Below are 21,073 nucleotides of genomic sequence, written 5' to 3'. Positions count from 1 at the left end.
AGTTTATGAAAAAAAAATTACTACTAATTTTTATTGGTACGTTTTTGTTGCTGGCCCATGCTTTCGCGCAACAAATAACCGTTACCGGTAAGGTTACGTCTACTGACGGGCCTATACCTGGTGTTTCTATACGTGTGAAAGGAAGCACTGTGGTTGCACAAACCAATGCAGACGGAAATTATTCCATTAAAGCGTTAAAAGCCGATGTACTTGTTTTCTCTTACATAGGCTTTAAAACACAGGAGAAAGCTGTTGGGGGAAATGCTTCCATCAATACAGTGATGGCCAGCGATGCCAGCAACCTTGAAGAGGTGGTGGTTACTGGTCAGGGTATTACCCGTAACAAAAAGGCGTTGGGTTATTCTGCTCAGATACTTAAGGGGGCTGAAATTGCTGATACACAACGCGACAACTTCCTTAATGCGTTGCAGGGACGGGTTGCTGGTGCGATTATCACACCTACAACCGGTTTGCCGGGATCTTCTTCGCAGATTATCATCAGGGGAGGTGTTTCACTGGATGGCGATAATCAACCTTTGTTTGTGGTAGATGGGTTACCAATCTCTAACAAAACGTTTTCTGATTACAGTTTGGTTGGACAAGGTAGTTTTAACCGGACTAATGATTACGGTAACCGTGTAATGGACATTAATCCGGAAGAAATTGAATCCATAACCATTTTGAAGGGACCTGAAGCGGCTGCATTGTACGGAACGGAAGGGGCTTCAGGTGCAGTTGTGATTACCACAAAAAAAGCTAAAGCGGGTACTGCGAGGGCTACATATAGCAACTCGTTCAGGGTAGAAAATATCTATCGTTTTCCTGATTATCAAACAGTTTATGGCGGCGGTGCTGGTGGTATATTTGATGAAGAAGTAAGGACACGAACCTATTTTGGAGCAAAATATCCAGAAAAGCTGCCGACCTATGATAATCTTCAAAATTTTTACCAAACAGGCTTCACGCAAAAACACAATGCCTCTGTAGAAGGTGGATCAGAAAAACTATCTGTAAGAACCAGTTTAGGTTACACAGATCAGAAAGGATATATTCCTGGTACCGGTTTTAACAGTTTGAACTTTAAGTTAAGTGGTGTTTCGAAAATCAGTGATAAATTAAGCCTTAATGCATCTTTAAATTTCATCTCGTCCAAAACAGATAAAACATATAGGGGGGCAGGTAGTCCGATGTTAAGTTCATTATCATGGCCCAGGGTTGATGATATGCGCAATTATATCGATCCTCAAACCGGAGGTAGGAGAATTTTAGGTACAAGCTTAGGTGCTGAATTGGATAATCCTTACTGGGGCGTAAATAAAAATCCTAATTACGACAAATTAAACCGCGTTTTAACCAATGTGAGTTTAGATTATACACCAGCCAAATGGGTTTCAGTTACAGGTAGGGTTGGCGCAGATATGTATGCCCAGACAGGTTTATCTGCTTATCACCCGCAATCCTACGCATCTAATGTGAGTGGTACGGTCTATTCTGGAGGAGGTATTAACACTTATCAGAATATCAAGCGTTTATTTAACGCGTCAGTTGTTGGTACCTTTAGAAAGGATTTCGGTAAGTTTAAACCTATTCTGAGGATAGGGGGGGATTTAACCGATGATGACGATGCTACCAACGCTCAGTTTGGAACAAGATTTTTTGAACAGGATTATTACAGTATCAATAATACCGATCCAACAACCCAGCGTGTAGCCTATTCTGATTTTGTTAAGCGTAAATTTGGAGGTTTTGCACAGGCAGAGTTGGGTTATGATGAATTTCTTTACTTAACATTCACTGGTCGTGAAGATGTTTCATCAACACTTCCGGTTAAAAACAATAGTTTCTTTTATCCGGCAACATCGTTAAGTTTTATCTTTACAGAGCTACCTGCCGTAAAAAAATTAAACTGGCTATCCTTTGGTAAATTAAGAGCTTCGTGGGGTCAGTCTGGCAAAGATGCCAGAACAGCCTACATTACTAAAACCAAGCTTATTGCACAAACCACAACTGGTGGTGGTTTCGCTACAGATGTAACGGCAGGCAACCCTGATTTGGTTGCAGAATTTACCACTTCAAAAGAGGTGGGTATGGAATTGGGCTTTTTTAATAATAGATTGTCGTTCGATTTTTCATTGTATGAAAACCTTTCTGATAAGCAAATTACTGCTCCACGTTTAAGTTATGCAACAGGTGCAATTTTAGGCTATATCAATAGTGGGAAAATCAGGAATAGGGGATTCGAACTACTGATTAAAGGAACACCTATTAAAACCGAAGATTTTACCTGGGATATTTCTGCAAATATTTCACGTAACCGCGGTTATATTCTGTCTCTTCCAGCTGGCCAGGATGTTTTCTACCTATCAGATACCTGGCTAACAGATGACGTTAGGGCGCAATACACGGTAGGCTCTTCAATTTCGGCATTTGCAGGTCAGAATTATCTTCGTAATAATGCCGGTCAGGTGCTGATCAATCCGAGTAACGGTATGCCGATACGCGATACCAATTTTACACCTATTGGCGATCGGGCTCCTGATTTTGGTGCTGGTGTCACCAATAGCTTCACTTATAAAAACTTTAACTTATCATTTCTGCTCGACATCAGGAAAGGCGGTGATATTTATAATGCGACAGAAGAATATCTCTATCAAAGAGGCTTGTCTAAGTTAAGTTTAGATCGCGAAACGCCACGCATTATTGAAGGGGTTTTCAGAGATGGTTTAGAAAATAGCGCTAATCCAACAAAAAATAATATCGTGGTAATTCCTTATATCACTACATCTTACTATTCTACCTACTTTAATACTGCCGATTTTCTTCAAAAAGATGTGAATTGGATCAGATTAAAAGATATTACCTTGAGCTACAACCTTCCTAAAAGCTTATTTACAAAAAGTAAAGTAGTTAAAAATGCAAGTGTTTTCTTTACGGGTACGGACTTGCTTTTAATTACTAATTATAATGGGGTAGATCCTCAGGTAAACGGGCTCAATGCATCTTCAGGTGGTTTAGGTGGATCGGGAATTGATTATGGTTCTGCAGGTCAGCCAAGAGGTTATAATTTTGGTCTTAGACTTGGTTTTTAATTCGAATTAAAATGAAAAAGATATATATATTATTTGTTGCGGCTGCAACTATGATCAGTTCTGGTTGTAAAAAGTACTTAGATATTAATACAGATCCGGCAACTCCACAGGATCCTGAAAGCAGAACATTAACACCGCCTTTATTTGCGCAGATGGAAAGAGGGGTACAGTTCGACTCCAGGTATCTGGGGGGCGTTATTCAGTACTTTGGTGGTGCTGTCAATGTTGGAGAATCTCACGGGTGGATTCCGTCAAGTGATGCGGCCGGAGAAATCTGGCGGACAAATTATTACGGATTAGGTGCTAATTTAAACCTTATTATCGATAAATCAACGGCTAAAACAGAGTGGAATTATGTAGGCTTGGCTCAGGCCTTAAAAGCATGGAGCTGGCAGATTACAACTGATTACCACGGCGATATTATTTTGAAAGAAGCCTATGAGCCTAACCGTTATGTTTTTGATTATGATTCACAAGCTGATGTATATGCTGAAGTGGTAAGATTGGCTAATCTTTCAATTGCTAATTTCAGCAGAACAGATGGTTCCGGAACTGTAGCTAAATTAGCACCTGCTGATTTAATATATGCAGGAGATAATGCTAAATGGATCAGGTTTAATTATGGTATTTTAGCAAGAAACGCCAATAATTTGATTAACAAGGCTAATTATGATCCTGCTAAAGTAATCGAATATGTGGATAAATCCTTAACAAGTAATGCCGACAACTTTATCGTTCCAAATTTAGGTACAACTGCTACAAACGGTAATTTCTTCGGGCCTTTAAGGGCAAACTTAGCATCATACCGCCAAACCAGAATTATTGTTGGTCTGTTAGATGGAACTTATCTAGCTGGTACACAGGGCGCTGTGATTGATCCACGTAGAAACAATATGATTACCGCTTCTGCTGATGGTGTTTTCAGGGGGACTACCCCAAATACTTCAGATCCCGGAACTGTTGCTGCCAAAAACCAGATTCCTAATCCTTGGGGAACTTTAGGCTCGGTCAATCCCGGCCCCACTTTTGGTAAATACCTGTTTAAAGATAATGCTGGCTTTCCGATCATGACTTATTCGGAAATGCAGTTTATTAAAGCAGAGGCTGCATTCAGAAGCGGAAATACTAGCTTAGCACTAGATGCTTATACTAAAGGGATTTCGGCCAGTATTGATTTTGTTAGCGCACTTGGTACAGCAATTACTTCTGCGGATAAAACGGCTTATCTAGCCAGTGCAGCAGTAAAACAAACGGCAGCTACGTTAACATTAAAGGATATTATGTTGCAAAAATATTTGGCACTTTATGGTTATGGTTTTGTCGAAACCTGGAGTGATTTACGTAAATACAATTATTTCGATGGTGATTCTAAAGGAAATAATCCATATTTAGGTACTTTCTTTTTTCCTGCTTCGTTTTATGCCGATAACGGAGGTAAGCCAATTCAGCGCTACCGTCCACGTTACAACTCAGAGTACATTTGGAATTTAGAGGCACTTAAAAAAATTGGGGGCGATCAGCCTAATTATCATACTTTTAAAATGTGGTTCTCTCAACCGTAACGAATACTAAATAAAAGAACATGAAAAAGATATTATATTTAATTGCCGTTTCTACTGTGTTGTTTGCCGCATGTAAGAAGCAGGCTTTAGTGGAGAACTCAGTCTACGAAAAAATTCAACCAGGCGACCCAAAATATTCTTACATTAAAATTTTGAATGTAACGCCGAATAGTCCAACCGTTAACTTTTTTGTAGATGGGACCAAGTTTTCTGCAGGACTTTCATCTTTGGGGGTCGAAAATGCAGGATATAATTACACAACAGCTACGTCCTTATTCCCGGATCTTGGTTATGCAACGACCACTCCGGGATCACATAAATTAACAGCAAAAATCATAGCTTCGGCTACAACCGATGCAGGATTGGAGGTTTTTAATACCTCGATAAATCCGCAGGCAGGAAAATATTATACAATTTTTACTACAGGGCAATACAATACCACAACAAAGCAAATACCTTCATCGTTGGTAGTTGAAGATATCAAGCCATCTCTGGATACCTCGAAGGTTTTTGTCCGTGTTATTAACGTATATAATGGTGGCCCCAATGTTGATCTGATTAAAGGTGATGTTCCTACCGGACCAAAAATTATTTCGAATGTGGCTTATGGAACATCTTCTAGCTGGGCAGAAGTCCCTAACCCCGGTTCTGGCACGGCACCAAGCATTAAGTATCTTTTATATAATACTTCAACGGGAGGAGCCGTTATTGCAGGTACATTTACACTGTCTTTATCAAAGGGACGAGCTTATACACTGTATCTAAAGGGAGTAGTTGGCAATACAGCCTTTCCGCCAACCATTACCAGTTATACCACATTTTATTAGTTAAAACTGTCTCTGTTTTAAACCAAGTCGATTATCGGCTTGGTTTTTTTTATTGATGATCCTGCTCAGCTATTTTCGGTAGTGTTAATCAGTATATGCCTTAGTTAGGACTATTACTGATTATTTAATGATTTAGATTATATATGCCAATTAGTTGTGGAATAGCTTATTAGGTAATTCAATGCTGATCCGTTAGGCCCTATGAGGGAAAAGCTATGGCTTGTATTCATAATTCAACTGATGTAATTATCATTTGTGAAATAAACCGAATTTTTTTAGTGGGAAGTATGCCGGAATTCTTTCTTCCATTGTTATTCCATATGCAAACTGGTCAGCGATTAAAAAGCGATAGCTTAACTATCCTGAAATAAAAAAAAGCGGCCATTGGCCGCCTATTACTACTTGTTCTCTTGTAAAAACTACAAAATCTTAAACCCTAAACTTAATTGAAATAAGTTGGGCTTTTGTGTATATTTTTCGCTTTTGCTGATGTTTGATAAACCAGCTTCGTAGCGTAAATCAACTGAAATGCTGCCTACATCTACACCTGCACCGGCTTGTAAGCCCAATGCCTGGTTTTTGTAATTGCTAAAATCTGTTGCTTGTTGATAAGCAGAACTAAAAGAAGAATTTTCATCCAACACAAATGAAATAACCGGGCCGGCCATTAAGCGGAAGTTTAAATTTTTGGCGCCAAATTTTGTTCCCAATAAAACAGGAATATCCAAAGTCGTGAATTTTACTTTCCCTTCTGCAGATACCTCATTGCCATTATCCTGTTGAATGCTGATAAATTTATTGCCTTTGCTGCCAATATAAGCCTCAGGCTGTACATAAAAACTGGCGCCACCAATACGTGCCCAGGCACCGATCTGATAACCTAAGCGGTTTTCTTCACTTGCGAAATCTGCATTTAACTTAGCCACATTTACACCTGCTTTAACCCCCAGGTTAAAAGTTTGTGCCTTTGATGTTGCCCAACCCAGGGTTAGGAAAACAATGGAGAAAATGATTTTTTTCATGTTGTTTAATTTGTTTTTAGTTGTAATTCCAAAACAGTGCTCAAGAGATTTTATGTGCGTTTTGCTCTTATGGTTTCTTTTTACCTCTTTAGCTGTTTTCTGTTCCGGGATTTGGTTTTATAACGCGCATTTAACACAATTATCGTGCAATTTTTTTTTGCGGATAGCTACTTTTTTTATTCCGTCACATAAAAAGGTGTCAACCTGAACAAATATTTTTTACTTTTGCATCAAACAAAATATGCCATGGCTAATTTTCAACTTACTCCCGAAACCGCATTTAAGGTAAAAACTAAATTTTTAAGAAAATACCGCGATCTGGCAAATGAGCCTTTGGAATTTACACCTGGCAAAGAAGATCAATTGGTTGAAGATTTAATGCGTTTGGTAAAACGCGACCGTACCTACATCGAATTTACCATTCAAAAAGCACTTGCCGATACTAAAGGAAACAGGCTTTAAGATTTTCATTTTTTTAGCAAAAATTTTAATTTAAACTTTCTTTAGGCAATTTAAATACACAAATAGCTTCAGGTATTTTGCTCTTGCTATGCAACGTAATTCTTTTATATTGGCATCCTTGCTTTGGTTAGTGGCGTTTACCGCAACAGCACAAAAACAGGTGTTTAACGATGCTTTCACCGATAGTTTAACTTCAGCGCAGACAAGAAAAGAATTAAATAATTTATCTGCCAATGACTACCTTAAGCAAACTTTAAGTAAAGGAAACCAATCTATTAATTATAGATTGCTATTGCCAGTGAAGAACAGAAATCAGAAGAAGTATCCACTGGTGATTACATTTCATAACTCAACACGGATAGGTACAGATAATGAAAAGCAATTAGAACCATTAGCCAGGATCTGGTTACGGCCAGACATACGCCGGAGGTACCAGGCATTTGTAATTGCTCCGCAGTTTCAAACACGAGCATCAAATTATTATCCAGATTCAGTAAGAAATTGCTTAATCTCGAAGCCATCTGACGATGTACATTTATTATTGGATTTGATCCGTGAGGTAAAAAATAAATATCCTCAGATAGATCCTAACCGTATTTATCTGGTCGGTTATTCTATGGGGGCATCTACGGCACAGAACCTGATGAACATGGCTCCTGAAACCTTTGCCGCCATGGTTTCAATTGCTGCAGTTCCCGATTTTGTTAATATAAAAGCAATAAGTCAGAAGCCGATCTGGTTAATTCATGGCAGGCAGGATTATGACAATCCATATGAGGGGAGCGAGCATTTATATCGCGCTTTAAAAGGCAATCGTAATCTATTGTTTACGACTTATAATAAGTTAGATCATAACCTGATTACAATTCCATTATTGCTTACACCTCAAATACCGGCCTGGCTGTTTTCCCAGCATCAATAGAATACACTGCCTTAGCCTTGAAACTGGTATTTAAATGGCCTGTTGCGTAACGCTCAATTTACGCTTTGCCCTCCAGCGGTCGTTTTTTATATTTATCGCTTTTTGTACATTTACATTGTATATAACACTAAGTATCTTTCAAAAAGGCGGTAGATTATTGGCCCGCAGCAGCGAAATTAAATAAAAGGGGAATGAAGAAACTAAAATACGGTCTTTTAGCAGCAGGTTTTGGGGTGGCTGTTTTATCTTTTTCGTTTAAAGAAGATTTATTTCTGGTATCTAAAAACCTTGATATTTTTGCTTCGCTCTACAAAGAAATTAATATCAACTACGTTGATGATACCAACGCTCCTCAATTGATGAAGACCGGTATTGATGCCATGTTGGATAGTTTAGATCCTTATACCGAATATGTGCCTGAATCTGAAATTGAAGATTATAAGCTGAAATATGTAAGCACGCAGTATGGTGGTATTGGTGCCAGTACTGTTTTTATTGATGGGAAGCTTTTTATTAACGATATCAGTGAAGGTTATCCGGCTAACAAAAGCGAGCTTAAAGCAGGCGACCAGCTGGTGAGCATTAACGGAATCCCGGTAAAGGGCAAAAACCGTCAGGAAATTAGTCAACTTTTACGTGGCCCCAAAGGCACAGCAGTAGATTTGCTGGTGGTTAGAGAAGGGAAGGAAATAACGAAAAAGTTGGTAAGAGAGGAAATCAAACAGCCTAATGTTTCTTATTCAGGAATGGTAGGTGATGGAATCGGTTATATCAAACTTGATAAATTTTTAGAAAATTCCGGACAGGAGGTTAAAGATGCATTGTTGGCCATTCAAAAAGAAAATCCAAAAGGAGTTGTTTTAGATTTAAGAAACAATGGCGGTGGCATTTTGCAGGAAGCAGTTAAAATTGTGAACCTTTTTGTAGATAAAGATCAACTTATTGTAACTCAAAAGGGCAAAAATGCTGAGAAAACTATTTCCTACAGAACACTTTCAACCCCGGTTTCAACGTCAGTTCCATTGGTGGTGCTCGTAAACGGAAATTCTGCCTCAGCGTCAGAAATTGTAGCGGGTTCTCTGCAGGATTTAGACCGTGCCATCGTGATCGGGCAGCGGAGCTATGGTAAAGGCCTGGTTCAGCAAACTTTTAATCTCCCTTACAACAGCCTGGTTAAAGTAACGGTTGCCAAATATTATACACCTTCCGGCAGGTGCATCCAAAAGTTGGATTATGCACATAAAAATGCCGACGGTGTAGCGGAGCGTTTTGCCGATTCTACCATGGTAATGTATCCAACTAAAGCAGGTAGAAATGTATATAGCGGCAATGGCGTTTACCCGGATATTGTGGTGGATGCTGCCAAGTTAAGTCCAATTACCATTTCGATGATCAATAAGAGCCTTTTCTTTAATTATGCCAATCAATACAGGAAAGAAAAACCAACACTAGCTTCGGCCAAAACTTTCCGGTTGTCTGATGCAGATTATGCCGCCTTCTCCAGTAGCCTTGCCGATAAAGACCTGTCTTACCAAAGCCGGACCGAGCAGTTACTATCCGATCTGCGTGCAGAGGCTGAAAAAGAAAATAAATCTGAAGATGTAAAAACCGATCTCGAAAATCTTAAATATAAACTTACTTCGTCTAAAAAAACCGACCTTGTAAGCCATAAAGCAGAAATTAAGCGGGTTTTAGAAACACAGATCGTAAGTCGTTATTTTTACGAGAAAGGAAGGATTGAGCAGAGCTTTCAATACGATAAAGAATTGGCTGCGGCGAAGAATCTTTTTGCTAATCAATCGCAAATGCTGGCCATTTTAAAAGGCGATGGGAATTATAAGGTGATCGGAAAACCAACCAAAGCCACTGCATCAATAGATTAACCTAAAAACCTATACCATTTCTTATGAAGAAATTGACCTTGTTGGGCCTTGTGCTATTTATTGCATTACAGTTAAAAGCGCAAGATTATACACCTACAGCTGCAAATTTAAAACAAAGAGCGTGGTTTAATGAAGCCCGGTTCGGCTTATTCATCCACTGGGGGTCTTTTAGTATACCCGGAAGTGGCGAATGGGTAATGAATGATCGAAAGCTTACCGTTCATAATTATACCAACCTTAAAGATTTTTTTAACCCTGTCGAGTTTAATGCGGCAGAATGGGTACGCATGGCGAAAAATGCCGGAATGAAGTACATTACATTAATTACCCGTCACCATGATGGCTTTAGCATGTGGGATACGAAATATTCTGATTTCAACATCATGAATACTCCTTATAAAAAAGATATTGTTAAAATGATGGCTGATGAATGCCATAAGCAAGGTATACAATTGTATTTATACTATTCGCTTTTAGATTGGCGCAGGGAAGATTATCCACATGAAACCGGACGTACAGGGCAGCATTCCGGCCGGACCGGTAAAGGCGATTATGCCAGTTATTTGCAGTTTATGAAAAACCAGTTAACCGAGCTCTTGACCAATTACGGCGAAATAGGCGGAATTTGGTTCGATGGGCACTGGGATCAGACCGAACCAGAAGGATCGAAAGACAGAACCTCCAGGATTGATTGGAAATACAATGAGATCTATGGTTTGATCCACAAACTTCAGCCACAGTGCATGATCGGTAATAACCACCACTTAACGCCATTTCCAGGTGAGGATTTCCAGATGTTTGAACGCGATCTTCCCGGCGAGAATAAATCCGGGCTAAGTTTTCAAAAAGCATCAGATAAGCTGCCATTAGAAACCTGTGAAACCATTTCAAATTCGTGGGGCTATAATTTAAGCGATACCTACTATAAATCCGATAGAGAGCTGGTGCATATGTTGGTTAAAGCAGCCGGTTTGGGTTCCAATCTTTTACTGAACATCGGCCCGATGCCGAGTGGCAAAATCCAGCCGGAATTTCAAGACCGTTTGGCGGGCTTAGGTGCCTGGCTTAAAATTTACGGTGAAAGCATTTATGGGACAAAAGCAGGGTATATTAAACCTCAGAACTGGGGAAGCATTACGCAAACCGATAAGAAAATTTATATCCACATTCTGGATGGCAAAACCACCAGGCTTGATTTGGAAAACGTTCCGGTAAAGAAAATAAAAAAAGCATATTTGCTAAAAGATAAAAGCGTAGTAAACTTTGTTTTCAAAAAATCGAAACTCACTATTGATACGGTACCAAATACAGATGCACCAGATCAGGTAATTGTTTTGGAGATTGAGTAAAGCATTTGTCATCATTGAACACAATGAAGAATCTTTTTCACCAATATTTTTAACGGTCCAGCCAGCTTAAATATTCTCATATCGTAAAATATGGCATTTCAATTTTAAATCAATCGTTTTATCAATAGTAGTCGCCTGTAGTTAATAATCTTTTTCTTTCAAAACCAGTTAAGAACCAAGGCTTTTAAGTAAAACCCACAATTTTTGATCCTTTTAAGTTAAAATAAAGGTAAAACGTTTTATTTTTAGCGCGTTAATCTGTTATTGGAAACCATAAGCATACATCAATTCAAAAAAACTTTATCGATTCTATTTTAAATAAATGAAGAATATTTTTCTACTTTTCATATGTTGTTCAGCCTTTTTAGTCAATGCACAGCAACGATACGAGTTAAACTCGGGCTGGGTTTGTGCCAACATCAAAAATACCCAATCCAGCGGTCTGGAAATTTCTAAAACTAGTTTTTCGCTTAACAGCTGGATGCCCGCAACGGTGCCTGGAACGGTTTTAACTACTTTACTGAATAACAAAAAAGTGCCTGATCCATTTTATGGAATGAATAACGAAAAGATTCCTGATGTATTCCACACAGGCAACGACTATTATACTTATTGGTTTGTAAAAGATTTTCAGGAGCGCGCAATCGGCAATGAACAGGTTTGGTTACAGTTTAGGGGGATAAATTATAAAGCCGAAATCTATTTAAACGGAAAAAAGGTCAATCCAAAAACGCAGGTGGGCATGCACCTCAGGGCGCAGTATAATATTACCAGATTGTTATCTCCCAATGGAAAAAACAGGCTTGCTGTAATTGTTTACCCGCCAGATTTTCCCGGCAACCCAAATGGTGGCCAGGGGGGCGATGGAACGATAGCTAAGGGTTTAACCACCCAATATACTGCAGGCTGGGACTGGATTCAGCCTACCCGCGACCGCAACACGGGCATCTGGGATAAGGTAACCATCGAGAAAACCAAAAGCATCAACATTCAAAATCCGCAGGTAATCACTTTAGTGCCAGGAAAACGTTTGCCGGAAGGCAAGCAAAGCCCTGCCACGATTAAGGTTTCGGTTGAAGTAGAAAACCCAACCAATCAATCTGTTTCAGGTATTCTACAATACCAGATCGACGGAAAATTGGTTAAACAGCGTGCAACTATTACCGCAAATAAAACTACTGCGGTTAAATTTCCTGATTTACAGCTCGAAAATCCGAAATTATGGTGGCCAAGCGGATATGGACCGCAGAATCTGTATGATGTGAAAATTGAATTTATAGCGTCCAATCAGGTATTGGATGAGGAACAGCTTAAAGTTGGGGTTCGCCAGATTGATAACATCTGGAATGAGCATACCGGGAGTATGGGTGCTTTTGTAAACGGACAAAAGATTTTTATTAAAGGTGGTAACTGGATCATTAGTGATGCCATGTTACGCTTTAGCGATGCCCGTTACGATGCAGAAGTGCGTTACCATAAAGATATGAATCTTAACCTGATCAGAATCTGGGGTGGGGCAATACTGGAAAGACCTGAGTTTTACAATGCCTGTGATAAGTATGGCTTGCTGGTTTTTCAGGATTTCTGGTTTAGTGGCGATTGTAACGGTCGCTGGGTAGACCCAATGAAAAAGGAAGACCAGTGGACACGCAGAAATTATCCCGATGACCATCATCTAACCTTAGCTGCTATGGAAGATCAGATTAAAATGATCCGAAATCATGCCTCCCTTGCTTTTTGGTGCGGAGGGAATGAAATTACCCCACCCGAAGATATTTTAGAGCCATTGAAAAACGATATACTGCCACGCCTGGATGGTACCAGGAAATTTTTCGATTTTTCTAACAGTGATGAAATGTCGTATAATTCCATTGGCGGAAACGGCGATGGTCCGTACGGTATTCAGGATATTAAAACTTTCTGGGGAACCCGAACTTTTCCTTACAACTCGGAGGTCGGTTCGGTAGGGGTAGGCGATTACGCTTCGCTGCTCCGTTTTATCCCAAAAGAAAATCTGATTGCGCCACAATACAAGGGCAAACCCGATTCGGTGTGGGATTATCATAAATATATCTCATATGAGCAATACCTGAACCCATATGGTAAGCCAAAAAGTGCCGAAGATTTTGCAATGAAGGCGCAATTGGCTAATTACGATCAATACCGGGCTTTGATGGAAGGTTTCTCTAACAAAATGTGGGATTGGTATACGGGCTCCATCATTTGGAAAACACAAAACCCATGGACGGCCATGCGCGGGCAGATGTATGATTATTACCTTGATCCTAATGCGTGTTTATATGGCTTAAGGAAAGGAAGTGAGCCTTTGCACGTGATGATGAACCCTTTGGATAGCATGGTTACAATTGTGAATAATGGGTTTTCTACAAAAAATAACCTGATGGTCCAGGCAAAAGCTTACGATATGGACGGCAAAGATTATTTTTATTCTCAGGTATTCAACTCTGTTGGTCCATCTTCGGTAAGAAGGTTATTTCCGTTAAACGATTTCCTGGCTAAACTGGATAAAAAAGAGGGTCTATTTGTTTCATTAAGAATTTTAGATCAGAAACAAAGCATTTTAAGCGAGAACATCTACTGGCTGGCCGGAAAAGACGGCGAGTATTCGGGCTTGAAAAACATCAAAAAAACGCCCTTAAAAGTTGCAGCGTTTGATCAGAAAAATGGAAAAGTTGCGGTAACCTTAAGTAATGCAGCCGAAAATCCTGTAGCATTTTTTAACCGGATTGCGTTAATAAATGGCAATACCGGCGAACGTATACTCCCGGCATTTTATAACGATAACTATGTGAGCATTTTACCTGGAGAAAGCAAAACGATAACTGTAGAATATACAGGTAAACACAGTAATCTGGCGATAGAGGTATATGGCTGGAATGTAGAAAAGCAGAAAGTAAATATCCGTTAGTCGGGATTTGTAATCCCGGCTGTAGAGTTAAAGATTTTTAATCCTCAAAGTTGATCGTGTAATTTGTTTTTTGGAAAAGATGGGTTCTGATGTCTTGGCGGATGATAGTCCTGCTATCGCTGCAAGTCCTCGCTGCACTCCAGGCTTTTCGCTTTATCAGGTTTAGCAACAAAGGCCGGTACTCAAGAACTTTTGCTGTATTCCGTGGGGATTAAAATTTACCGTTAGTCGGGATTTGTAATCCCGGCTGTAGAGTTAAAGATTTTAATCCTCAAAGTTGATAGCGTGATTTGTTTTCTGGAAATGATGGGTTCTGTTGTTTTGGCGGATGGTAGTCCTGCTATCGCTGCAAGTCCTCGCTGAGTTCCGGGCTTTTTGCTGTATCAGGTTTAATAACACAGGCAGCTGCACCAAATGCTCCAGACCTCTCAGGTTTTTTAAACCTGGGAGGTCTAATTTTAGCCAATAAAAATGGCGATACTTTTGATATCGCCATTTTCTTGTTATGATTTTCTACTACTTAACTTACGCCGTGTAATTTCACTTTTAATCCATCCATATTATTGTTTAATTGCAATTGGCAGGCTAAACGTGAGTTTGGTAACAGGTCAGGCAGAGTATCCAGCATGGCATACTCATCATCTGTCATTTCATTAAGTTTTTCTTCGCCTTCCAATACATCAACACAGCAGGTTGCACATAAAGCCATTCCGCCACAAGTAGCCAGAATATCGTACTCTGATGCCTTTAAAAACTCCATCAGGCTCAGGCCCATATCGGTTGGGGCAACGTGTTCTGTAACCGAGCCATCCGGCTCCTGCATATATATATTAATGTTGTTTTCCATTTTGCTTTCTTTATTAGCGCAAATATAACAGAAAGCTTAAAATTCTGAAACTCCGTTTACAGTGGTATATTTCATCGTATATTTCACGCCAGGATTCATGTAAGAATAAGCGCTGTGGCTCATTAATGCCGCCTCGTGGAAACCGCAAAGAATCAATTTAAGTTTGTTGGTATAGGTATTGATATCACCAATAGCGTAAATACCCGGGATATTGGTCGAGTAATCATCAACATTTACTTCGATTGCACTTTTGCTGATGTTTAAGTTCCAGTCTTCAATCGGACCTAACTTAGGGCTCAAACCAAACAAAGGAATTAAGTGATCGGCCTCAACAACTGTTTTTTCCATGGTACGGTTCTGTACAATTTCAACCTTTTCCAATTTATCTGTTCCGTGTACGGCCTGTAGGTTGCTGTTTAAAATCAGATTGATTTTTCCGCTTTCTGCCAACGCCATTACTTTTGCAACCGAATCAGGGGCCCCACGGAAACTTTCACTTCTGTGCACTAAAGTCAGTTCAGAACAAACTTCTGCCAGGTAAATGGTCCAGTCTAAAGCAGAGTCACCACCGCCGGCAATCACCATTTTCTGGTCTCGGTATTTCTCCGGATCAAGGATCATGTAGTTTACACCTTTACCATTTTCAAAGTTTTCTAAATTTTCTACAGCAGGCTTGCGCGGCTCAAAACAACCTAAACCGCCCGCAATAACTACAACTTTAGCTTCGATAACGGTACCCATATTGGTCGTTAAAACAAAATCAGCTTCACCACGCTTTTCCAAACCTTCAATACGCTCACCTAAAGTAAACGTAGGATGGAAAGGTTTGGCCTGCTCCATTAAATTATCGATAAGTTCCTGTGCCAGTACAGAAGGATAACCAGGGATATCGTAAATCGGTTTTTTAGGATAAATTTCAGACAGCTGACCACCAACCTGAGGAAGGTAATCAATTAAATGACAACGCATTTTTAATAAACCGGCTTCAAAAATGGCAAATAAACCAACCGGACCAGCGCCTATTATGGCTATATCAGTAGTGATCATTAAAAAAAAATTTGACGCAAAGTTACGAAATAAAGTCATACCAAATCAGCTATTTAGAAATATTCTAGATAATTTTGCAATCCTGTTATATTCAGTATTTTATATGCTTTGAGCTAATTGAAAACAAAAGTTAAAGGTTTTTAGTGGTTTAAAGCAAATTATAATTGGTCTATAGGTTTAGTGGGGAATGGAAGTTTTGTCATCCTGAGGAACGAAGGATCTTTTGCCTTTTAAAGTTCCAATAGTCATTAAAGATTTGCTTCGCAGAGCCTCCGGGTTCTTCACTTCGTTCAGAATGACAAAAGAACGCTACCAGCTCATCCCTAAATTCTGAAATACAAAACTCCATACATCGGTTGCTTCTTCAATCAATTTGGTTGTGGGTTTACCTGCCCCATGTCCGGCATTGGTTTCTATCCGGATTAAAACCGGGTTTTTACCTTTATATTTCTCCTGTAGCGTTGCTGCAAATTTAAATGAATGTGCCGGTACTACACGGTCATCATGATCGGCAGTGGTTATTAAAGTTGCCGGATAATTAACGCCGCTTTTGATGTTATGCAACGGCGAATATTTGATCAGGTAATCAAAGTCCTCTTTTTTATCGCTGGTGCCATATTCAACTGCCCAACCCCAGCCAACGGTAAATTTGTGGTAGCGAAGCATATCCAGCACACCAACGGCAGGTAAAGCTACCTTGAAAAGATCAGGCCGTTGGGTCATGCAGGCCCCAACCAGCAGACCGCCATTTGAGCCGCCCGAAATCGCAATTTTGGCTGGATTGGTATATTTTTCTTTTACAAGGTATTCCGCTGCGGCAATAAAGTCATCGAAAACGTTTTGTTTTTTAGCTAACATGCCGCCTTTGTGCCAGGCTTCGCCATATTCACTACCTCCACGTAGGCTAGGTTGAACGTAGATGCCTCCGCGTTCCAGGAACAACATCCTGGAGAGACTGAATCCTGGTGTTAGACTTACCTGGAAGCCGCCATATGCATAAAGGTAAACCGGATTATTGCCATCCAGTTTGATGCCTTTTTTGTGTACGATAAACATGGGTACTTTTGTGCCATCTTTCGAGGGATAAAATACCTGTTTGGTTTCATAATTATCTGTATTGAAATTTAGCTCGGACTTTTTATATAAGACTGATTCGTTCTTGGCTACATCGTAACGGTAAATGTTGCCTGGAGTGGTAAAATTAGAAAAAGTATAAAAAAATTCTTTATCTTCTTTGTAACCCCCAAAACCACCCACGGTTCCGATGGCCGGTAGTTTTACTTCGCCGATTTTCTTTCCGGTTAAATCAAACTGAATAATGTTGGTACTCGCATCTTTTAAATAGGTAGCCCAGAGAAACCCTCCACCAGTTCCAACAGCTTCCAAAGCCAGTTTGGATTCAGGGATAATTTTCTGCCAGTTTTTAGGATCTGCATTTTTTGGATCGACTAAAACAACCTGTTTGTTTTCTGCACTAAGATCGGTATTGACCAATAATTTATCTCCGACATTGTCAACAACGCTGTGATTATGGTCATAACCTTTAATCAATAAGTCAATTTTGCTATCGGGCGTTTTTAAATCCTGGCAATATAGCGCATTGCCAGAGGTTCCCGCACTGGCATAAACGATTAAAAAGCGTTCGTCTTCTGTAACGCTAGCACCCAGATAGAGGTTCGGATTAGTTTGATCTTCAAAGACCAACTGATCATGCTGCTGCTCGTCGCCCAGTTTGTGGAAATACACCTTTTGCGATTTGTTGGCTGCAGAAAGATCGGTTCCTTTGGCAGGCTCGTCAAATTTACTGTAATAAAAGCCATTACCTTTCCAGACTGCGCCTGAGAATTTGGTCCATTTTAACTCATCTGCTAATTTGGTTTTGGTTGCAATATTCATTACATAAATTTTGCTCCAGTCTGATCCGGCCTGCGCAACCGAATAGGCCAGGTATTTTTTATCGTGCGAGAAACCGAGTAGTGAAACGGCCGCTGTACCATCTTTGGTAAGTGTATTAGGATCGAGAAAAACTTCTTCTTTGCCCTCTAACCCTTTTTTAATAAACCAGATACTCTGGTTTTGAAGACCATCGTTTTTGGTGAAAAAATAATACTCGCCAACTTTAAAAGGGGCGCTTTCTTTCGGGTAGTTCCATAATTCAGTTAGTCGCTTTTTTATATCGGCACGATAAGGAATCTGCTCCAGGTAATTTTGAGTGACTTTGTTTTCGGCCATTACCCAGGCTTTTGTTTCTGCCGAGGTGTCGTTCTCTAACCACCTGTAGGGGTCGGCAATGGCTGTACCGAAATAATTATCTTTTGTGCTGTCTTTTTTTGTTTCAGGATATTTCATCAATGTTATTTTTTCTGCAGGTTTTTTACCCTGGTTACAGGCAAAAAGGCTTAGTGCAAATAAACTTAATACAAATTGTTTTTTCATAATTTTTGATTGAAGAGAAATGCTAATTTAGTGAATGGCACTGATTAAGTTATTGATGATGAACGAATATTTCGGTTTAGCCTTATTTTTAACCGGGATTTGGGCGGTGGTTTTTATACTGATGTCTCAATCCTGGCAGCTCGCCATTGCATTACTGCCATTTAGTATGTACCTGCTATTCAATCCGGCTAATTGGTCCTATTATGTGCTGTTTTGCCCGGTTTTGTGTTTGCTCGTATTCGATATTCATGTACTACCAGCGGATATGAGTTGGAAAGGATGGAAAAAATATTTGCCATATGTTTTTAGTCTGCCTTTTATCGCCCGGTTTATTTACTATACCCCTGCTCTTTTTAAAGATAGTTCGACAGTGTTTAAAGTATGGTGTATATTCATTGTTGTTTTGATATTGATACTTGTTGGTAAGATGTGGGTTGGCGATGTAATCATGTTGCTTCTAAACCGGCTGAAGTTAAAATCGGTAACCGAAATAGAATGTACCTTTAAGAAACAAAAGACTGAGCGTACTTACCGGCATATTCGCTACATGGTACAGTTAACCGGAATGGAAATGCTGGAAACTTCTGGTTTTTTTTATTGGTACCTTAAGTTTAAAAATGTAGAAGAAGGCGATATGTTAAAAATTAAAATTAAAACAGGGTGTTTAGGGCTGCAATTTATCAGCGGTTTCCCAAAAATTGTAAGTAGAAAAAATCAATCCACCAGTTAAAATTAATATCCATCTATAAAATTTAAGAATCTGTCTCTGTCTCTAAGCTTTTTATCTTCGGAATCATTGTACGGATTTGAGATTTTTTAGTTGTAATAAATAGGTGTTTTTTATCCGATAAAACACAGGTTTAAAACGGGTTAAGTGCATAAAATTGGCGTTTTTGCGGGTTGATTATACAGGTTCCTGTACTTTAGGCTTTCATCTTTCCGCTTTCATCTTTTTCCGTTAACTTTGAGGAATCCATGACAAAAAATATTTACTTCGCTTCTGATTTTCATTTAGGAACACCCAATTATGCTGAAAGCCGCGCTCGTGAAGCGCGAATTGTGGATTGGTTGAATTTTATCGAACCAGATTGCAGTGAATTGTTTTTGATGGGCGACATTTTCGATTTCTGGTTCGAATACGCTAAAGTGATTCCCAAAGGATTTATCCGTTTGCAGGGTAAACTGGCATCTATGACTGATGCAGGGATAAAAATCTATTTTTTTAAGGGTAACCATGATATGTGGGTGCGTAATTATTTCACTCAGGAAATTGGCATGGAGATCATCAGTGATGAGCTGGTGATTGAGCGTGGTGGAAAGAAATTTTACCTGCACCATGGCGATGGCTTAGGGCCTGGCGATCATAAATATAAATTTTTAAGAAAGATTTTCAGGAGCAGGTTTTGCCAATGGTTATTTGCGCGTTTGCATCCAAACCTCGGGATCGGTATCGCAAGCGCGTGGAGCCAGGGTAGCAGGGCTGCACAAACGGAAAAAGAGGTGTTTTTAGGAGAAGATAAAGAATGGTTGGCCATTTATGCTAAAGAGCAACTACAAAAATCGCATTTCGATTATTTTATTTTCGGACACAGACACCTGCCGCTCGATATTGATTTAGGCAATGGTAGCCGGTATGTAAATATTGGCGAATGGCTTCACTATAATTCTTACGGAGTGTTTGATGGGGTAGATTTAAAACTTGAATACTATAAGCCAAAACTATAATATTGCTGCATTAGGAAGGCAACGCCTGTAGATTTGTTTGATGTTGATCGGGCTTTTCCATTGCAGGATGCATTGCCTTTTGTACCTAAACCCAATAGAACGGAAAGCCCGGAGCGCAGCGAGGACTTGAAGGGATAGCGGGACTGCCGGCCGCCATAGTATCGGAACCGTCCATTTTCAAAACTGCTAAAATAATGTCTTACCTGTTAATCGATCTTTAAACTGAAAACTGATGTGTTTTTGGAAAGCAGTGTCTGTAGCATTGTTTAATGTTCGTCGGGCTTTTCGTTATAGTCCCGATTTTGAAGGAAATCGGAAGCTGCCACTGCAATCCCGTTTATTAAGGCAGGCCGGTACTACTATTTGAGGTTGTATTAAGCCAAAAATCTGCCATACTTTGTACCTAAACCCGATAAAACGAAAAGCCCGGAGCGCAGCGAGGACTTGAAGGATAGCGGGACTGCTGGCCGCCATAGTATCGGAACCGTCCATTTTCAAAACTGCTAAAATAATGCCTTACCTGTTAATCGATCTTTAAACTGAAAACTGATGTGTTTTTGGAAAGCAGTGTCTGTAGCATTGTTTAATGTTCGTCGGGCTTTCCGTTATAGTCCCGGTGAAAAATCGGGAGCTGCCACTGCAATCCCGTTTATTAAGGGAGGCCGGTACTACTATTTGAGGTTGTATTAAGCCTAAAATCTACCATACTTTGTTCCTAAACCCGATAAAACGGAAAGCCCGGAGCGTAGCGAGGACTTGAAGGGATAGCGGGACTGCTGGCTGCCATAGGGGAGGAACCGCTCATTTCCAAAACCTTTAATAGTAAGATAACTTTCCTTTTTTCCATTCCTTTGCTGAATGCCCTGTACAGTTAACCGATTTGAACAGTTAACCAATTAACCATTCTCCCCAACTAACTAATTCATCTTTTTTCCTTATTTTTGCATTTCCTGAATTTTTGGGCCTATGCCAA

General features: G+C 39.8%; 14 protein-coding genes. 10 read left to right on the top strand and 4 right to left on the bottom strand.

Annotation, left to right across the window (positions count from 1 at the left end):
• The first annotated feature begins 5 nt into the window (after positions 1-5).
• The 3 genes from ACFE6N_RS01610 to ACFE6N_RS01600 are packed head-to-tail and all read left to right on the top strand — an operon-like array spanning position 6 to position 5,478.
• On the top strand, positions 6-3,089 hold the full coding sequence (locus ACFE6N_RS01610; RefSeq protein WP_378933166.1) for a SusC/RagA family TonB-linked outer membrane protein: 3,084 nt from the start codon (positions 6-8) through the stop codon (positions 3,087-3,089).
• An 11-nt stretch (positions 3,090-3,100) separates the two neighbouring features.
• Positions 3,101-4,651, top strand: coding sequence for a SusD/RagB family nutrient-binding outer membrane lipoprotein (locus ACFE6N_RS01605; protein ID WP_378933163.1), 1,551 nt, complete (start codon positions 3,101-3,103; stop codon positions 4,649-4,651).
• A gap of 20 nt (positions 4,652-4,671) precedes the next feature.
• Complete coding sequence (locus ACFE6N_RS01600) at positions 4,672-5,478, top strand: DUF4397 domain-containing protein (RefSeq protein WP_378933160.1); 807 nt, start codon at positions 4,672-4,674, stop codon at positions 5,476-5,478.
• A gap of 419 nt (positions 5,479-5,897) precedes the next feature.
• On the opposite strand, the gene ACFE6N_RS01595 is transcribed toward ACFE6N_RS01600, so the two are convergent.
• Entirely contained in the window at positions 5,898-6,500 is a 603-nt protein-coding gene (locus ACFE6N_RS01595; protein ID WP_378933157.1) for a porin family protein, read from the bottom strand.
• A gap of 246 nt (positions 6,501-6,746) precedes the next feature.
• Between ACFE6N_RS01595 and ACFE6N_RS01590 the strand changes: the two genes are divergently transcribed.
• The 5 genes from ACFE6N_RS01590 to ACFE6N_RS01570 all read left to right on the top strand — a co-directional run bounded on the left by ACFE6N_RS01590 (position 6,747) and on the right by ACFE6N_RS01570 (position 14,045).
• Positions 6,747-6,962: a hypothetical protein gene (locus ACFE6N_RS01590; protein WP_145857900.1), complete on the top strand. Its 216-nt coding sequence runs from the start codon at positions 6,747-6,749 to the stop codon at positions 6,960-6,962.
• 88 nt (positions 6,963-7,050) lie between these two features.
• Positions 7,051-7,884 carry a prolyl oligopeptidase family serine peptidase gene (locus tag ACFE6N_RS01585; RefSeq protein WP_378933154.1) on the top strand — a complete coding sequence of 278 codons (834 nt, stop codon included), beginning with the start codon at positions 7,051-7,053 and terminating at the stop codon, positions 7,882-7,884.
• Positions 7,885-8,075: 191 nt separating this feature from the next.
• A complete protein-coding gene (locus tag ACFE6N_RS01580; RefSeq protein ID WP_378933151.1) occupies positions 8,076-9,767 on the top strand; it encodes a S41 family peptidase in 1,692 nt (563 codons plus the stop codon).
• A gap of 23 nt (positions 9,768-9,790) precedes the next feature.
• Positions 9,791-11,116, top strand: coding sequence for an alpha-L-fucosidase (locus ACFE6N_RS01575; protein WP_378933148.1), 1,326 nt, complete (start codon positions 9,791-9,793; stop codon positions 11,114-11,116).
• Positions 11,117-11,438: 322 nt separating this feature from the next.
• Positions 11,439-14,045 carry a glycosyl hydrolase 2 galactose-binding domain-containing protein gene (locus ACFE6N_RS01570; RefSeq protein WP_378933146.1) on the top strand — a complete coding sequence of 869 codons (2,607 nt, stop codon included), beginning with the start codon at positions 11,439-11,441 and terminating at the stop codon, positions 14,043-14,045.
• 520 nt (positions 14,046-14,565) lie between these two features.
• Here the strand turns inward: ACFE6N_RS01570 and ACFE6N_RS01565 are convergent.
• The 3 genes from ACFE6N_RS01565 to ACFE6N_RS01555 form a co-directional block, all read right to left on the bottom strand.
• The gene (locus ACFE6N_RS01565; RefSeq protein ID WP_025141835.1) at positions 14,566-14,892 is read right to left on the bottom strand and encodes a 2Fe-2S iron-sulfur cluster-binding protein; all 327 of its coding nucleotides are present in this window, start codon (positions 14,890-14,892) and stop codon (positions 14,566-14,568) included.
• Between the two features lie 36 nt (positions 14,893-14,928).
• Positions 14,929-15,939, bottom strand: a complete 1,011-nt coding sequence (locus ACFE6N_RS01560) for an NAD(P)/FAD-dependent oxidoreductase (protein ID WP_378933142.1) — start codon at positions 15,937-15,939, stop codon at positions 14,929-14,931.
• Positions 15,940-16,248: 309 nt separating this feature from the next.
• Positions 16,249-18,375, bottom strand: coding sequence for a prolyl oligopeptidase family protein (locus tag ACFE6N_RS01555; protein ID WP_378933139.1), 2,127 nt, complete (start codon positions 18,373-18,375; stop codon positions 16,249-16,251).
• A 34-nt stretch (positions 18,376-18,409) separates the two neighbouring features.
• Between ACFE6N_RS01555 and ACFE6N_RS01550 the strand changes: the two genes are divergently transcribed.
• The gene (locus ACFE6N_RS01550) at positions 18,410-19,105 is read left to right on the top strand and encodes a hypothetical protein (RefSeq protein WP_378933137.1); all 696 of its coding nucleotides are present in this window, start codon (positions 18,410-18,412) and stop codon (positions 19,103-19,105) included.
• Positions 19,106-19,350: 245 nt separating this feature from the next.
• The gene (locus ACFE6N_RS01545; RefSeq protein WP_378933134.1) at positions 19,351-20,100 is read left to right on the top strand and encodes a UDP-2,3-diacylglucosamine diphosphatase; all 750 of its coding nucleotides are present in this window, start codon (positions 19,351-19,353) and stop codon (positions 20,098-20,100) included.
• The last annotated feature ends 973 nt before the right edge of the window (positions 20,101-21,073 follow it).

The sequence above is a fragment of the Pedobacter sp. BG31 genome (genome assembly GCF_042464845.1).
In the GTDB taxonomy this organism is placed as follows: Bacteria; Bacteroidota; Bacteroidia; order Sphingobacteriales; family Sphingobacteriaceae; genus Pedobacter; species Pedobacter suwonensis.
Note: the sequence above shows the minus strand (reverse complement) of the source record. Positions and strands in the feature narration are given on the sequence as shown.

Bases quoted from the DNA above. Each gene is read 5' to 3' on its own strand.
- ACFE6N_RS01560 (WP_378933142.1), bottom strand. From the start codon at position 15,939: ATGATCACTACTGATATAGCCATAATAGGCGCTGGTCCGGTTGGTTTA.
- ACFE6N_RS01585 (WP_378933154.1), top strand. From the start codon at position 7,051: ATGCAACGTAATTCTTTTATATTGGCATCCTTGCTTTGGTTAGTGGCG.
- ACFE6N_RS01580 (WP_378933151.1), top strand. From the start codon at position 8,076: ATGAAGAAACTAAAATACGGTCTTTTAGCAGCAGGTTTTGGGGTGGCT.
- ACFE6N_RS01570 (WP_378933146.1), top strand. From the start codon at position 11,439: ATGAAGAATATTTTTCTACTTTTCATATGTTGTTCAGCCTTTTTAGTC.
- ACFE6N_RS01545 (WP_378933134.1), top strand. From the start codon at position 19,351: ATGACAAAAAATATTTACTTCGCTTCTGATTTTCATTTAGGAACACCC.
- ACFE6N_RS01565 (WP_025141835.1), bottom strand. From the start codon at position 14,892: ATGGAAAACAACATTAATATATATATGCAGGAGCCGGATGGCTCGGTT.
- ACFE6N_RS01555 (WP_378933139.1), bottom strand. From the start codon at position 18,375: ATGAAAAAACAATTTGTATTAAGTTTATTTGCACTAAGCCTTTTTGCC.
- ACFE6N_RS01590 (WP_145857900.1), top strand. From the start codon at position 6,747: ATGGCTAATTTTCAACTTACTCCCGAAACCGCATTTAAGGTAAAAACT.
- ACFE6N_RS01550 (WP_378933137.1), top strand. From the start codon at position 18,410: ATGGCACTGATTAAGTTATTGATGATGAACGAATATTTCGGTTTAGCC.
- ACFE6N_RS01575 (WP_378933148.1), top strand. From the start codon at position 9,791: ATGAAGAAATTGACCTTGTTGGGCCTTGTGCTATTTATTGCATTACAG.
- ACFE6N_RS01595 (WP_378933157.1), bottom strand. From the start codon at position 6,500: ATGAAAAAAATCATTTTCTCCATTGTTTTCCTAACCCTGGGTTGGGCA.
- ACFE6N_RS01610 (WP_378933166.1), top strand. From the start codon at position 6: ATGAAAAAAAAATTACTACTAATTTTTATTGGTACGTTTTTGTTGCTG.
- ACFE6N_RS01605 (WP_378933163.1), top strand. From the start codon at position 3,101: ATGAAAAAGATATATATATTATTTGTTGCGGCTGCAACTATGATCAGT.
- ACFE6N_RS01600 (WP_378933160.1), top strand. From the start codon at position 4,672: ATGAAAAAGATATTATATTTAATTGCCGTTTCTACTGTGTTGTTTGCC.